This is a genomic window from Frigidibacter sp. MR17.14 (genome assembly GCF_037095735.1).
Classification (GTDB): Bacteria; Pseudomonadota; Alphaproteobacteria; order Rhodobacterales; family Rhodobacteraceae; genus Frigidibacter.
This window is the reverse complement of the sequence record NZ_JBAWKD010000009.1, coordinates 88,792-101,031: the sequence shown is the minus strand read 5'-3', so window position 1 is coordinate 101,031 and position 12,240 is coordinate 88,792. Positions and strand designations below refer to the sequence as shown.

General features: G+C 71.5%; 13 protein-coding genes. 7 read left to right on the top strand and 6 right to left on the bottom strand.

Annotated elements, in window-relative coordinates; translation table 11 throughout:
• Window positions 1-5: 5 nt before the first annotated feature.
• Window positions 6-434, bottom strand: a complete 429-nt coding sequence (locus V8J36_RS18425; protein ID WP_336468778.1) for a DoxX family protein — start codon at window positions 432-434, stop codon at window positions 6-8.
• A 123-nt stretch (window positions 435-557) separates the two neighbouring features.
• Window positions 558-1,205 (bottom strand): carbonic anhydrase, encoded by a 648-nt coding sequence (locus V8J36_RS18420; RefSeq protein WP_336468777.1) that lies wholly within the window; start codon window positions 1,203-1,205, stop codon window positions 558-560.
• A gap of 305 nt (window positions 1,206-1,510) precedes the next feature.
• On the opposite strand from V8J36_RS18420, the gene V8J36_RS18415 reads away from it, so the two are divergent.
• From V8J36_RS18415 to V8J36_RS18405, 3 genes are all read left to right on the top strand, one after another.
• A complete protein-coding gene (locus tag V8J36_RS18415; protein WP_336468776.1) occupies window positions 1,511-1,831 on the top strand; it encodes a hypothetical protein in 321 nt (106 codons plus the stop codon).
• A gap of 442 nt (window positions 1,832-2,273) precedes the next feature.
• Window positions 2,274-3,665, top strand: a complete 1,392-nt coding sequence (locus V8J36_RS18410) for a leucyl aminopeptidase family protein (protein WP_336468775.1) — start codon at window positions 2,274-2,276, stop codon at window positions 3,663-3,665.
• Window positions 3,662-4,495 carry a C40 family peptidase gene (locus V8J36_RS18405; protein WP_336468774.1) on the top strand — a complete coding sequence of 278 codons (834 nt, stop codon included), beginning with the start codon at window positions 3,662-3,664 and terminating at the stop codon, window positions 4,493-4,495. The genes V8J36_RS18410 and V8J36_RS18405 overlap by 4 nt, the downstream gene beginning before the upstream one ends.
• Here V8J36_RS18405 and V8J36_RS18400 read toward each other — a convergent pair.
• Entirely contained in the window at window positions 4,492-4,842 is a 351-nt protein-coding gene (locus V8J36_RS18400) for a DUF2794 domain-containing protein (protein ID WP_336468773.1), read from the bottom strand. The two genes, V8J36_RS18405 and V8J36_RS18400, sit on opposite strands and share 4 nt — an antisense overlap.
• A 158-nt stretch (window positions 4,843-5,000) precedes the next feature.
• On the opposite strand from V8J36_RS18400, the gene V8J36_RS18395 reads away from it, so the two are divergent.
• A complete protein-coding gene (locus V8J36_RS18395; protein ID WP_336468772.1) occupies window positions 5,001-5,858 on the top strand; it encodes a fumarylacetoacetate hydrolase family protein in 858 nt (285 codons plus the stop codon).
• Window positions 5,859-6,048: 190 nt separating this feature from the next.
• On the opposite strand, the gene V8J36_RS18390 is transcribed toward V8J36_RS18395, so the two are convergent.
• The gene (locus V8J36_RS18390) at window positions 6,049-6,615 is read right to left on the bottom strand and encodes a YqgE/AlgH family protein (protein ID WP_336468771.1); all 567 of its coding nucleotides are present in this window, start codon (window positions 6,613-6,615) and stop codon (window positions 6,049-6,051) included.
• Between the two features lie 125 nt (window positions 6,616-6,740).
• On the opposite strand from V8J36_RS18390, the gene V8J36_RS18385 reads away from it, so the two are divergent.
• Window positions 6,741-7,634: a protein-disulfide reductase DsbD domain-containing protein gene (locus tag V8J36_RS18385; protein ID WP_336468770.1), complete on the top strand. Its 894-nt coding sequence runs from the start codon at window positions 6,741-6,743 to the stop codon at window positions 7,632-7,634.
• Between the two features lie 19 nt (window positions 7,635-7,653).
• On the opposite strand, the gene V8J36_RS18380 is transcribed toward V8J36_RS18385, so the two are convergent.
• Both V8J36_RS18380 and V8J36_RS18375 read right to left on the bottom strand, forming a co-directional pair.
• On the bottom strand, window positions 7,654-8,580 hold the full coding sequence (locus V8J36_RS18380; protein ID WP_336468769.1) for a 2-hydroxyacid dehydrogenase: 927 nt from the start codon (window positions 8,578-8,580) through the stop codon (window positions 7,654-7,656).
• 23 nt (window positions 8,581-8,603) lie between these two features.
• Complete coding sequence (locus tag V8J36_RS18375; RefSeq protein WP_336468768.1) at window positions 8,604-9,911, bottom strand: NAD(P)/FAD-dependent oxidoreductase; 1,308 nt, start codon at window positions 9,909-9,911, stop codon at window positions 8,604-8,606.
• A gap of 300 nt (window positions 9,912-10,211) precedes the next feature.
• Here V8J36_RS18375 and V8J36_RS18370 point away from each other — a divergent pair, with 300 nt between their 5' ends.
• Both V8J36_RS18370 and V8J36_RS18365 read left to right on the top strand, forming a co-directional pair.
• Window positions 10,212-11,198, top strand: coding sequence for a LacI family DNA-binding transcriptional regulator (locus tag V8J36_RS18370; RefSeq protein ID WP_336468767.1), 987 nt, complete (start codon window positions 10,212-10,214; stop codon window positions 11,196-11,198).
• On the top strand, window positions 11,195-12,217 hold the full coding sequence (locus tag V8J36_RS18365) for a polyamine ABC transporter substrate-binding protein (RefSeq protein ID WP_336468766.1): 1,023 nt from the start codon (window positions 11,195-11,197) through the stop codon (window positions 12,215-12,217). The genes V8J36_RS18370 and V8J36_RS18365 overlap by 4 nt, the downstream gene beginning before the upstream one ends.
• The last annotated feature ends 23 nt before the right edge of the window (window positions 12,218-12,240 follow it).

The following is a 12,240-nucleotide window of genomic DNA, read 5'->3' as shown; positions in this document are numbered from 1 at the left end:
CTCCCTCAACCCGCGTAAGACACGGCCCCGGCGCGGCCCAGCGTCGGTTTCAGCGCGAAGGCGCCGTTGCCGAGCCCGGCCAGCACGACCAGCGACAGGGTCCAGAAGGCGGGATATTCCCAGCCGCCGTTCGGGTTGGTGAACCAGAAGCCGGCCGGCCCGTGGACGGTGAAGATCGTGCCCAGCATCACCGGCACCAGCGCCAGCGCCGCCAGCCGCGGCAGGATGCCGAGGATCAGCGCGGCGGCGCCGAGCAGTTCCCACAGAATGGTGACATAGGCGAGCCCGCCCGGCAGGCCGAGCGAGGCGAAGAATTGCGCGGTGCCGGCGGGGGTGAAGACGAAGATCTTCAGCCCGGCATGGGCGAGGAACAGCGCGCCCAGCGCGAGGCGCAGGGCGAAGATGGCATAGGGGGCGGTGCGGGTATCGATCATGGTCCTGTCTCCGGTGCGGGCGGGTCACCCCGCGCGGCTTGGGTTGCAGGACCGATGTACGCGCCTTCCGCCCGGGCGATAATCCGGGCGGAAGGCTGAACACTTCTTCCGTTCGGGAAGATGTCAGACGGCTTCGAAGCTGCTGCTGGCCGGGTCGTACTGCATCAGCGTGCCCTCGCCGAGGTGGTGCCAGAGGCCGTGCAGCGACAGCTCGCCCGCCTCGACCCGCTCGCGCACGAAGGGGAAGGTCATCAGGTTCTCGAGGCTGACCATCACCGCCTGATGCTCGAGCGCGCGGACCTGCGCCTCGGCGGCAAGGCCGGTCACGCGGTCGTAGCCGGGGCGCAGGATGTCCATCCAGCGCCCGACGAACGAGGTCTTCTCTTCCAGCTGCGGGGCGTGGCCCGAGCACATGTCGTGGCAGCCCTGCACGCCACCGCAGCCCGAATGGCCCATGACGATGACATGCGCGACCTTCAGGGCCGTCGTGGCGTATTCCACCGCGGCCGAGGTGCCGTGCTGGTTGCCGTCGGGCTCGTAGGGCGGCACGAGGTTGGCGATGTTGCGGTGGATGAAGAACTCGCCCGAATCCGCCCCGAACAGCGAGCCGACATGCACCCGGCTGTCGCAGCACGAGATGATCATGGCGCGCGGCCGCTGGCCATCGTCGGCCAGGCGCTTGTACCAGGCGCGGTTTTCGGTGAACGAGGTGGCTTTCCAGCCCTGATAGCGATGAACGAGGTAACTCGGCAGGGGTTTGGCGTTCTGCATGTCGTCTCCAACTCGGTCTCGGCTCGGTCTTGCGGCCTCGCGTGGCGTCCCGACCAGGGCCTCGCGGGCGACATAGCCCGCCGCTCGGCGGCATTCGAGCGGAAATGCAGCGGTGCGGCAACGGTTTCTTGACGTCTTGCGACCAAGGTGGCCTCGGCGTGGGGGCGCCTGTTCTGAAGGGGTGACGGGTGACACCACATGGGGGACGGACGGGCGCGGCAGCGTCCGCCCAGCCGTCGGCGCGGGCTGGCAGCGTTACGCTGCTCGTCCCGCGGCGCGAGACGGCGGGCATCGACCGCGCGGTCATGGTGGCCTTGTACGAGGTGCTGGGCGAGCTGGAGGCCGAGCGGCGGATCGCCGCCTCGGTCGAGATCATCGCGCTGCGGCTGATCGACCTGCGCGAGCTGGTCGCCTCGGGGCGCGTGGCCGGCATCGTGCCGATGGCGCTGAGCGTCGCGGAAGAGGCGGCGGGCCTTGGCCTGTCGGCGCTGGCAGGGGCGGGACGCGCGCTCGCGCTCTGCGCGGCGGGGCGGGACAGCACGGCGACGCTGGCGGTGTTGGCGCGGACCCTGCGGCTGGGCGAGCAGGCGCTGGGCGACATTCTGGGCGGCGCGTCCCGGGGATGAGCGGCCTGTCCGCGCCCGCGCGCGGGCCGGCTCGGTCGCCGGTGCCCGCGCGCTGCAAGACCGAGTGCGCCGCGCCGTTGCCCTGCTGGGACCGGACAGCGCGGCGCGCTCTTGCAGTTCCGGGGCGATCTGCCGTTACGGGCGCTCTGCCGGGGTTGGCCGCGAGGGTCGCGACGGAGCGTTCGGGCCGCTGGACTCGCGACGCGCCGTCCCGGTCGGTCGGAGGGCGCGATTCTGTGGTCTCGGGTCTGCTGGCGGATGCCGCGCCGGGGGCGCGGATCGGGTGGCATGGGCCGGGGGAAAGCGTGATCGATGCGGGCACCCCGGCCCCTTGCCGCGACGGCGGCTGCGCGCGGTCGGCCTTGCGGGGCGGGGGCAAAGGTCTAGGCTGGCGGGGCGCGCGGGCCCCGTTCCGCGCCCGACGCAATGACCGTGAGGACCCATGCCCTTCGCCTTCTCCGCCCCCGACGCCCCGTCGCTGCCCCTGCACCTCGTCAGCCCCGCCGGGCTTGCCGCGCTGAAGGACCGCCTGCCGGGCGCCGCCCCATGGATCGAGGCCACCGGCTTCGCCGCGGGCGCGGGCGAATGCTGCCTGCTGCCGGGCGCGGACGGCCGTCCCGCCGGCGCGGTGGCGGGTCTTGGCGAGCCGGCGGCGCGGGGACGCGGCCGTTTCGCGCTGGCCCGCGCCGCGGCCGAGCTGCCGGCCGGCGACTGGCATCTGGAACCGGGCGACGAGCGGCTGCCGCCCGAGGCGCTGGCCGAGGCGGCGCTGGGCTGGCTGCTGGCCGGCTACCGCTTCACCCGCTACCGCGCCGGCAAGGCCCCCGCGGCCCGGCTGAAGGCGCCCGCGGGTGTCGATGCGGCACGGATCCTCGCCATCGCCGACAGCGAGGCGCTGACCCGCGACCTGATCAACACGCCGGCCTCGGACATGGGGCCGGACGAGCTCGAGGCCGCGATCTTCGCGCTGGCGGCCGAGTTCGGGGCCGAGGCCTCGGCGATCCGCGGCGACGAGCTGCTGGCGCGGAACTTCCCGATGATCCACGCCGTGGGCCGCGCCTCGCCCCGCGCGCCGCGGCTGGTCGAGATGACCTGGGGCGACAGCGGCCCGGCGGTGACGCTGGTCGGCAAGGGGGTGTGCTTCGACACCGGCGGGCTCGACCTGAAGCCCGCCTCGAGCATGGGGCTGATGAAGAAGGACATGGGTGGTGCCGCGACGACGATCGGGCTCGCGCGGATGATCATGGCCACGAAGATGAAGGTGCGGCTCAGGCTGCTGGTCCCTGCGGTCGAGAATGCGGTCGCGGGCAATGCCTTCCGCCCGCAGGACATCCTGACCTCTCGCAAGGGGCTGACGGTCGAGATCAACAACACCGATGCCGAGGGACGGCTGGTGCTGGGCGACGCGCTGGCGCTGGCCGACGAGGGCAGGCCCGACCTGATCGTGTCGATGGCGACGCTGACCGGCGCGGCGCGGGTGGCGCTGGGCCCGGACATCCCGCCCTTCTTCACCGATGACGAGGCCTTCGCCGCGGCGATTGCCCGCGGCGCCGCCACCGCCCGCGACCCGCTGTGGCGGATGCCGTTCTGGCAGCCCTACGAGACGCTGATCGAGCCCGGGATCGCCGATCTCGACAATGCGCCCTCGGGCGGGATGGCGGGGGCGATCACCGCCGCGCTGTTCCTGCGCCGTTTCGTGACCGACACGCCGCGCTATGCGCATTTCGACATCTACGGCTGGCAGCCCACGGCCCAGCCCGCGCGGCCGAAGGGCGGCGTGGGGCAGGGGGCGCGCGCGCTGCTCGAGGCCCTTCCGGAGGTTCTGGGGCTATGACCAAGCGCGACCGCCGCCGCACCCCCGCCACGCCGCGGGTGGCCCATGCCTCGCTGAAGGGCGAGATCGAGGCGAAGCATTTCACGGAAGGCGAGCCCGCGCGGGTCACCGCGCCGCTGGCCGACCTGCTGGCCGCGCCGGGCGGGGCGCGCGACCGGCAGGTGCTGTTCGGCGACCGGCTGACGGTGGTCGAGCGGCATCAGGGCTGGGCCTTCGTGATGGCGGCCAAGGATGGCTATTGCGGCTGGCTGGCCGAGGCGGCGCTGGGGCCCGATGCGGTGCCCACGCACCGCATCTCGGGCCGGGCCACGCATTGCTACCCCGAACCCTCGCTGAAATCGCGCGCGGTCGGTCCGCTGAGCTATGGCGCGACGCTGACCGTCACCGGCGAGAGCGGCAAGTTCGTGCAGACCGCCGAGGGCTGGTATGTGCCCCGCGCCCATGTCGCGCCGGTGGCGCAGCTGGAGACCGACCCGGTGGCGGTGGCCGAGCTGTTTCTGGGCGCGCCCTATCTCTGGGGTGGCAATTCGCACGAGGGGATCGACTGTTCGGGCCTCGTGCAGGCGGCGCTTCTGGCCTGCGGGCAGCCCTGCCCCGGCGACAGCGACCAGCAACGCGCCGAGGTCGGGCACGAGGTCGACAAGGCCGGGCCCTGGCAGCGGGGCGACCTGTTCTTCTGGCCGGGCCATGTCGCGATGGCGGTGGACGAGACCTGCCTGATCCACGCGAACGGCTTCCGCGCCGCGGTCACGCACGAAGGGATCGAGATGTGCCTCGCGCGGATCGACGCCGCGGGCGAGGGGCCGCTGCTGGCGGTGAAGCGGCTTTAATCCGGATCGACGGGGCGGATCAGCTTGCGTTCCAGCACCCGCAGCACCGTGGGCAGCTCGTGCCCGCGGCGCAGCACCTGTCCGTCCATGCCGATCACCGCGTACATTCCCTGCCGGGCGCGCAGCTTCGGTCGCTTCTCGATGGCATAAAGCGGGTTTTCCGCGGTGCGCCGGAAGACCGAGAACACCGCCGCCTCGCGCAGGAAGCTCATCCCGTAGTCGCGCCATTCGCCGGCGGCGACCATCCGGCCGTACAGCGACAGCAGCGCCGACAGCTCGGCACGGTCGAAGGTGACCCGGTCGGGGACGGGGGCGGCGGGGAAGGGTGTGGGCGGAAGCACCGACATGACGGCAGGATGACAAGAGCCGGCCGCCAAATCAAGGGCCGGGGTCCGATCTTGGCGCTGGCTCCGGGGCTTTGCCGCCGGGGCTTTGACCCCCGGGCTTTGACCCTCGTCGCGCGCCTTGCTACCTGTGGGGGCGAGGACCGCAGAGGGAGACGGGCATGAAACTGGTGCGCTACGGGGACAAGGGCAGCGAGAAGCCCGGGATGCTGGATGCGGCGGGCCGCGTGCGCGACCTGTCGGCGGTGATCCCGGATCTGGCCGGCGAGTCGCTGTCGCCCGGCAGCCTGCGCCGTCTGGCCGCGCTCGACCCCGAGACGCTGCCGCTGGTCGAGGGCGCGCCGCAGGCCGGCCTGCGGCTCGGGTCCTGCGTGGCGCGGCCGCCGAAGTTCATCGCCATCGGGCTGAACTTCGCCGACCATGCCGCGGAAACCGGCGCGCCGGTGCCGAAAGAGCCGATCGTCTTCTCGAAATGGACCTCGTGCCTGGCAGGGCCGGACGACACGGTGGTCCTGCCGCGCGACTCGGTGAAGACCGACTGGGAGGTCGAGCTGGGCGTCGTGATCGGCACCGGCGGCAGCTATATCCCCGAGGCCCGGGCGCTGGACCATGTCGCGGGCTATTGCCTGGTTAACGACATCTCGGAACGCGAATGGCAGGCCGAGCGCGGCGGGACCTGGGACAAGGGCAAGGGCTTCGACGGCTTCGGCCCGGTCGGCCCCTGGCTGGTGACGCCGGACGAGGCGGGCGACGTGGCCGATCTGCGGATGTGGTGCGAGGTCTCGGGCGAGATGATGCAGGACGGCAGCTCGAAGACGATGATCTTCAAGGTTCCCGAGATCATCACCTATGTCAGCCGCTTCCTGACGCTGGAACCGGGCGACATCATCACCACCGGCACCCCGCCGGGCGTGGGGCTGGGCAAGACGCCGCCGCGCTTCCTGCGCGCGGGCGACGTGATGCGGCTGGGGATCGACGGGCTGGGCACGCAGACGCAGAAGGTCGTCGCGGCGGGCTGATCCCGCGGTATCCAAAGGGGCGCGCGCAGTTCTCGCGCGTGCAGCGCTTGCGCGACGGCGGCGGCCCGGGCTGTCACTCGTGCCGGCGCCGCGTGGCCCGGAATCTCCAATCCTGCTGGGGGCTGTGCCGACGATGGTCCGTGGTGCAGGTGGGCGGGGCACAGCCCCGGCGCAGGAATGGCCGTCCGGGTCAGGCGCGGCCGGCGGTCGAGGACAGGCCCGAGGGATCGACGCCGAGGCTGCGCAGCGCCTCTTCCCATTTCGCGCCGTCCGCCTCGCTGAACACGAGGTCGGGCGAGGCCTCTGCCGTGAGCCAGCCGTTCTGCAGGATCTCGGATTCGAGCTGCCCCGGACCCCAGCCGGCATAGCCGAGCGCCATCAGCGACTGCCGCGGCCCGTGGCCCTGCGCCAGCGCGGTCAGGATGTCCATCGTCGCGGTCATCGCGAAACGCTCGTCGACCTGCAGCGTCGCCTCGCTGCCCGGGTAGTCGCCCGAATGCAGCACGAAGCCGCGGCCATGCTCGACCGGTCCGCCGACATGCACGCGGATGTCGCGCCCGCCCGGGCGGCGTTCGACGCCCAGCTGGTCGAGCAGCTGCGGAAAGCTGATCTCGCGCGCAGGCTTGTTGACGATCAGCCCCATCGCCCCCTCGGGCGAGTGGACGCAAAGGAAGATGACGCTCCGCTCGAAGCGGGGGTCGCCCATGCCCGGCATTGCGACGAGCAGCTTTCCGGTCAGATCGAGATCGCGGTCCATGACCATGACCTTTGCACGTCGATCCCTGCCGTCAAGTTCAAGCCGGTGTCGCCGGTGCAACGCTTCGCGGGAACTGGCGCAGATGTGACTTCCGCTGCGCGCCCCGCTGCGCGAACTTGCGCCGCATGATCGCCTGGCCCCCCATCTCCCGCCCGCTGCCCGCCCTTCGCCGGCTGGTGTCCGCCGTCATGCTGTCGGCGGGTGCCGTCCTGTCGGGGGCCACGGCGATGCCGGCGCTGGCCGGCCCGCAAGTGTCCGACATGGTGCAGGCCAGCCTGCTGCCCGGCTGGCAGACCGCCAGCGGCACGCGGATGACCGCGCTGAAGCTTGAACTGGCCGACGGCTGGAAGACCTACTGGCGGTCGCCGGGCGATGCGGGCATCCCGCCCGAGTTCAACTGGTCGGGGTCGCAGAACCTTGGGTCGGTGTCGATCCGCTGGCCGGTGCCCGAGGTGTTCGAGCTGAACGGCATGCGCTCGATCGGCTACAAGCACGCGCTGGTGCTGCCGATCGAGATCACGCCCAAGGACCCCTCGCAGCCTGTCCATCTGAACGCCGGAATCGACATCGGGGTCTGCCGCGACATCTGCGTGCCGGTCAGCCTGCGCACCGCGCTGGACCTGACGGGCGAGGGCGCGCCCGACCCGGCGATCCGCGCCGCGCTGAGCCATCAGCCGTTGCGCGGCGCCGATGCCGGCGTCTCGCGCGTGTCCTGCACGGTGGCGCCGACCGCCGACGGGCTGCGGGTCACCGCGACCCTGACCCTGCCCGCGCCGCGCGGCACCGCGCAGCTGGCGGGCCCCGGCGGGGCCGGCGCGGCCGAGATCGCGGTCTTCGAGCCCTCGGACCCGACGCTGTGGGTTTCGGACAGCGAGACCGAGCGGCAGGGCGACCGGCTGGTCGCCTCGTCCGATCTCGTGCCCTCGACCCCGGGACCGGTGATGCTGGACCGCTCGCGGCTGCGCATCACCGTGCTGAGCCCGGGCCGCGCGGTCGAGATCGCGGGCTGCGACGGCTGAACCCGCCGCGCGCCCGGCCTCAGTAGCCGCGCGCCGGGTCGACCAGCCCCTGCGGATCCTCGCCGGCCAGATGCCGGCGGATGTTCGCCACGGTCGCGACCGCCCCGCTTTCGGCCCGCGAGCGTGCGCCGACATGCGGCGTCAGGATCACCCGCGGATGCCGCCAGAGCGGGTGGTCGGCCGGCAGCGGCTCGGGCTCGGTCACGTCGATCACCACGCCGCCCAGCTGACCTTCGTCGAGCGCGGCCAAGATCGCCTCCTGGTCGGAATGCCCGCCCCGCCCCATGTGGATGAGCCCCGCGCCGCGCGGCAGCTTTGCGAACAGCGCGGCGTTCAGGATGCCGCGGGTCTCGTCGGTCAGCGGCAGCAGGCAGATCAGGATGTCGGAGGCCGCCAGCACGGCATCGAGCCCCTCGGGCCCGTGGTGGCAGGCGACGCCGGGGATGTCCTTGGGGCTGCGGCTCCAGCCCGACAGCGGGAAACCGAAGGGGCGCAGCGCGTCGAGCACCGCCTGCCCCAGCTCGCCCAGACCCAGCACCCCGATCCGGCGCTCGTCGGCATAGGTGAAGGACAGCGCCTGCCAGGTGCCGCTGCGCTGCTGCGCGATGTAGCCCGGCAGGTCGCGGTGCAGCGCCATCACCGCCATCACGGCGTATTCGCGGATCAGCGAAGTGATGCCGGCCTCGACCATCCGCACCAGCCGTGCCTTCGGCGGCAGCGGCGCCTTTACCACCTGGTCGATCCCGGCCCCGGTCGAGAACACCAGTTCCAGGTTCGGATAGCGCGTCGCCAGATCCTCGGGGAACGTCCAGGCCATCAGGTAGCGGACATCGGCGGGGTCGACCGCATCGGGGTCGGTGGCGAAGGCGACTTCGGGGAGGTCTGCGGCGAAGTGGCGGCGGAAGGTCTCGACGCGTTCGGGAAGCGACTGGATCAGGAAGGTCATTGTCAGGCTCGTGAGGGGAGGGATCAGCGTTGGGCGCGCGCCAGCGCGAGGCGGTCCTGCACCCGGTAGAGCGAGATCAGGGGCGGCATGAAATACGGTTTGCCGGCGTAGAAGGGGATGAAGGCCGGCGGCCGGAAGTCGAAGGCCGAGCGCTGTGCCGTGTCGCCCATCAGGCGCTGCGCGGCGCGGGTGCCGAACCAGGGCGCCCAGACCACGCCCGACCCGCAGAAGCCGGTGGCATAGGTGATGCCGTCATGCTCGAAGATCCGGGGCATCATGTCGCGGTTCATCGCGACATTGCCGAACCAGGTGTGGCTGAGCCCGGTGCCGGCCAGTTCGGGGAAGATGCGCAGCATGTTCTGGCGCAGCATCTCGATCGGCCACTGCGCGTCGCCCGACTGCGAGGCATCGCGCCCGCCCAGCAGGATCCGGGTGCCGTCCGGCGTCGGCCGGTAGTAGCAGCCGAGGATCATGCCCTCGCTGTACATCATCCTGCGCGGCATCAGGCTCTGCATGAGCTCGGGGGGCAGCGGCTCGGTCACGATGATGCGGCTGCGGATCGGGACCAGCCGGCGGCGCAGCCAGGGGTCAGAACCGTCGGTATGGCCATTGGTGCAGACCAGCACCTGCCGGGCCGAGATCGTGCCGGCAGAGGTGGTGACCGTGAACCCCGCGCCGTCGCGCGCGACCGAGGTGACGGCGGTGCCGGAGTGCAGGCTGACGCCCGCGGCCAGCGCCAGCCGCAGGATGCCGGCGTGGTATTTCGCCGGGTGCAGGCCGCCGATGTCCATCCGGACCGAGCCGCCGCGGTAGAAGTCGCTGCCGATATAGGCGCGCTGTTCGGCCTGCGGCACCGCGTAGGATTCGATGCCCAGCGACTTCGCCAGCTTCTCGGCGCTGCGGGCGCCGGCCTCGTATTGCGCGCGACCGATCACGCCCGAGAAGCGGCCGGTCATCTGCAGGTCGCAGTCGATGCCCTCGCTGCGGATGAAGTCGTAGGTGAAGGCGCGGGCCTCCTTGCCCTCGGCCTCGATCGCCAGCGCGCGCGTCTCGCCGTACTTGCGGGTCAGCTCGTCGAAGCCGGGACGGATGTTGCCGCTGGTGATGCCGCCATTGCGGGTCGAGGCGCCCTCGCCGGGCAGCATCTTGTCGAGGATGGTCACCGCGCGCCCGGCCCGGGCCAGCGTCATCCCCGCGGTCAGCCCGGTGTAGCCCGCGCCGACGATCACGACATCGGCCGTGCGGGCGAGGGGCTGGGCGGGCAGGGGGGCGGGGGGTGCCTCCTCCCACCAGAAGGGGGTGGTCTTCCCGGCGGGTCTGGCATCGGGCATGGGCGCGGTCCGTTCAGGCGAGGGGCTTCGGTCGGTCGTCGCGGTGGCGCGACAGGCCGGATCAAGAGCACATCCCCCCGCCGACCGCCACCCGTTCGCCGGTGCTTCCGCCTGCCGACTCGGCCCCGCGCCCCGCCGGGCCGCGGAGGCGCGTCCGGATGCCCGCCTGTCAGGCGATCGCGACAGCACCTGCCCATGATTTGGGCAATGCGACGTTGCAGGACGCGTGAGGCAAGACGGGACTTGACGCGGTGCCTGCTTTGGTTTCACGAAAAAGCAACGTTGCTTTCACGAGAAATCATGTCGGATCGTCCCGTTTCCATGCAGCAGATCGCCGATGCGCTGGGCGTGTCGCGGGTCACCGTGGCCAATGCGCTGGGCGGGCGGGGCCGCGTCTCGGCCGCGATGGCCGAGCGGGTGCGGCAGATGGCGGCAGAGCTGAACTTCGTGCCCTCGCATGCCGGCCGGGCGCTGCGGCTGGGCCGCTCGACGATCATCGGGCTGGTGGTGCCGGATTTCACGATGCCTCTGTTCGGGGTCTTCGTGCAGGCCTTCGAACGCGCCGCCAAGGCCCGCGGGCTTGCGCTGCTGATCGGCGACAGCATGGGTTCTGCCCAGACGCAGGACGAGCAGCTGCGCGATTTCGCCGCCCGTGGCGCCGATGCGCTGATCTTGATCCCGCTGCGCGGCGGCCGGTTCGACCCTGCGACCCTGCCGGTGCCGGTGGCGGTGATCGACGCCGCCGCCAATCCGCTGAACACCGCCTCGTCCGACCACCGCGAAGGCGGGCGGCTGGTCGCGCGCCACCTCGTGGCGCTGGGCCACCGCCATGTCGAGCTGCTGCTGGCCAGCCTGCAGTCGAACGTCTCGGACGAGCGCGGCGCGGGGATGCTCGAAGTCTTCGCCGAGGCCGGCGTGCAGACCCGGATCAGCCGCATCGCCCCCGATCTCGACAGCGCCCGCGCCTTTGCCGCGCAATGGCAGCCCGAGGGCGCGACCGCGATCTGCGCGGCTTATGATGCGCTGGGCGTTGGCGTGATCTCGGGCCTGGCCGAGCGCGGCCTGCGGGTGCCCGAGGATGTCTCGGTCACCGGCTTCGACGACGTGATCTGGGGCCGCATCGTCAGCCCCGCCCTGACCACCGTGCGCCAGGACCTTGCCGCCATCGCCGAGCACGCGCTCGACGTGGTGACGGGCGAGGCGCAGGGCCCCCGCCTTACCCCGGTCGCGCTTGTCGTCCGGGCCTCGACCTGCCCGCCCCCTTCCTCAACAAAGGATCGCCCATGACCCGCCTCTCGCTTGCCGCCAGCCTTCTGGCCCTTGCCGCCGCCAGCCCCGCCCTCGCGCAGGACAAGACCCTGACGATCTCGGTCTACGGGATCGCTCAGGACGCCTATGACGTGGCGCTCTACAAGCCCTTCGAGGCGAAATGCGGCTGCAAGCTGGTGATCGAGACCGGCAACAGCTCGGAGCGTCTGGCCAAGCTCGAGGCGAATGCCGCGGCGCCGGTCGTGGACGTGATCGCCTTCTCGGACGCGAATGCGCTCGATGCGGCGAAGAAGGGCCTTCTCGCCCCGCTCGACCCGGCGGCGATCCCGAGCCTGGGCCAGATCTACGACTTCGCCAAGGACCCGGTCGGCGACAACATGGCAGTGGGCTACACCTTCTACGGCACCTCGATCGTCTACCGCTCTGACGTGGTGAAGATCGAAAGCTGGCTCGACCTCTTCAAGCCGGAACTGGCGGGGCAGGTCGCGCTGCCGAACATCACCACCACGCAGGGGCCGATCACGCTGTTCATGCTGGAAAAGGCGCTGGGCAAGGACGACCCGGACTTCGCCGACGCCATCGACCTGGTGGCCGAGCACAAGGGCGACATCGTCACCTTCTACGAGCGCGGCTCGCAGATCCCGCAGCTGCTGCAGCAGGAAGAGATCATGGCCGCCGTCGTCGGCCGGTTCGGCTGGGCCAACATCGCCAAGCTCGGCCTGCCGGTGGAATGGGCCAAGCCCAAGGAAGGCCAGACCGGCGGCATGAACGTGCTGGCGATGGTCAAGGGCGCCAAGGACCCGGCACTGGCGCAGGAGTTCATCGACTACTGGCTGTCGGCCGAGGTGCAGCAGAAGCTGGCCGAGGGGCTGGTGGACAGCCCGGTGAACACCTCGGTCAAGGTCGATGACGTGATCGCCGAGGGCCTGACCTACGGCGCCGACACCGCCGCCGCGATCCACTTCCTGCCGGCCGAGCAGCAGCTGACCAACCGCGAGGCCTGGCTGGCCGGCTGGAACGCCAAGGTCGCCCAGTAACCAACCCTTGCGGGCGGCGGTGC

Coding starts and splice junctions, on each gene's coding strand:
- V8J36_RS18375 (WP_336468768.1), bottom strand. CDS start 9,911: ATGCCCGATGCCAGACCCGCCGGGAAGACCACCCCCTTCTGGTGGGAG.
- V8J36_RS18395 (WP_336468772.1), top strand. CDS start 5,001: ATGAAACTGGTGCGCTACGGGGACAAGGGCAGCGAGAAGCCCGGGATG.
- V8J36_RS18385 (WP_336468770.1), top strand. CDS start 6,741: ATGATCGCCTGGCCCCCCATCTCCCGCCCGCTGCCCGCCCTTCGCCGG.
- V8J36_RS18405 (WP_336468774.1), top strand. CDS start 3,662: ATGACCAAGCGCGACCGCCGCCGCACCCCCGCCACGCCGCGGGTGGCC.
- V8J36_RS18400 (WP_336468773.1), bottom strand. CDS start 4,842: ATGTCGGTGCTTCCGCCCACACCCTTCCCCGCCGCCCCCGTCCCCGAC.
- V8J36_RS18420 (WP_336468777.1), bottom strand. CDS start 1,205: ATGCAGAACGCCAAACCCCTGCCGAGTTACCTCGTTCATCGCTATCAG.
- V8J36_RS18380 (WP_336468769.1), bottom strand. CDS start 8,580: ATGACCTTCCTGATCCAGTCGCTTCCCGAACGCGTCGAGACCTTCCGC.
- V8J36_RS18365 (WP_336468766.1), top strand. CDS start 11,195: ATGACCCGCCTCTCGCTTGCCGCCAGCCTTCTGGCCCTTGCCGCCGCC.
- V8J36_RS18425 (WP_336468778.1), bottom strand. CDS start 434: ATGATCGATACCCGCACCGCCCCCTATGCCATCTTCGCCCTGCGCCTC.
- V8J36_RS18390 (WP_336468771.1), bottom strand. CDS start 6,615: ATGGACCGCGATCTCGATCTGACCGGAAAGCTGCTCGTCGCAATGCCG.
- V8J36_RS18370 (WP_336468767.1), top strand. CDS start 10,212: ATGTCGGATCGTCCCGTTTCCATGCAGCAGATCGCCGATGCGCTGGGC.
- V8J36_RS18415 (WP_336468776.1), top strand. CDS start 1,511: ATGGTGGCCTTGTACGAGGTGCTGGGCGAGCTGGAGGCCGAGCGGCGG.
- V8J36_RS18410 (WP_336468775.1), top strand. CDS start 2,274: ATGCCCTTCGCCTTCTCCGCCCCCGACGCCCCGTCGCTGCCCCTGCAC.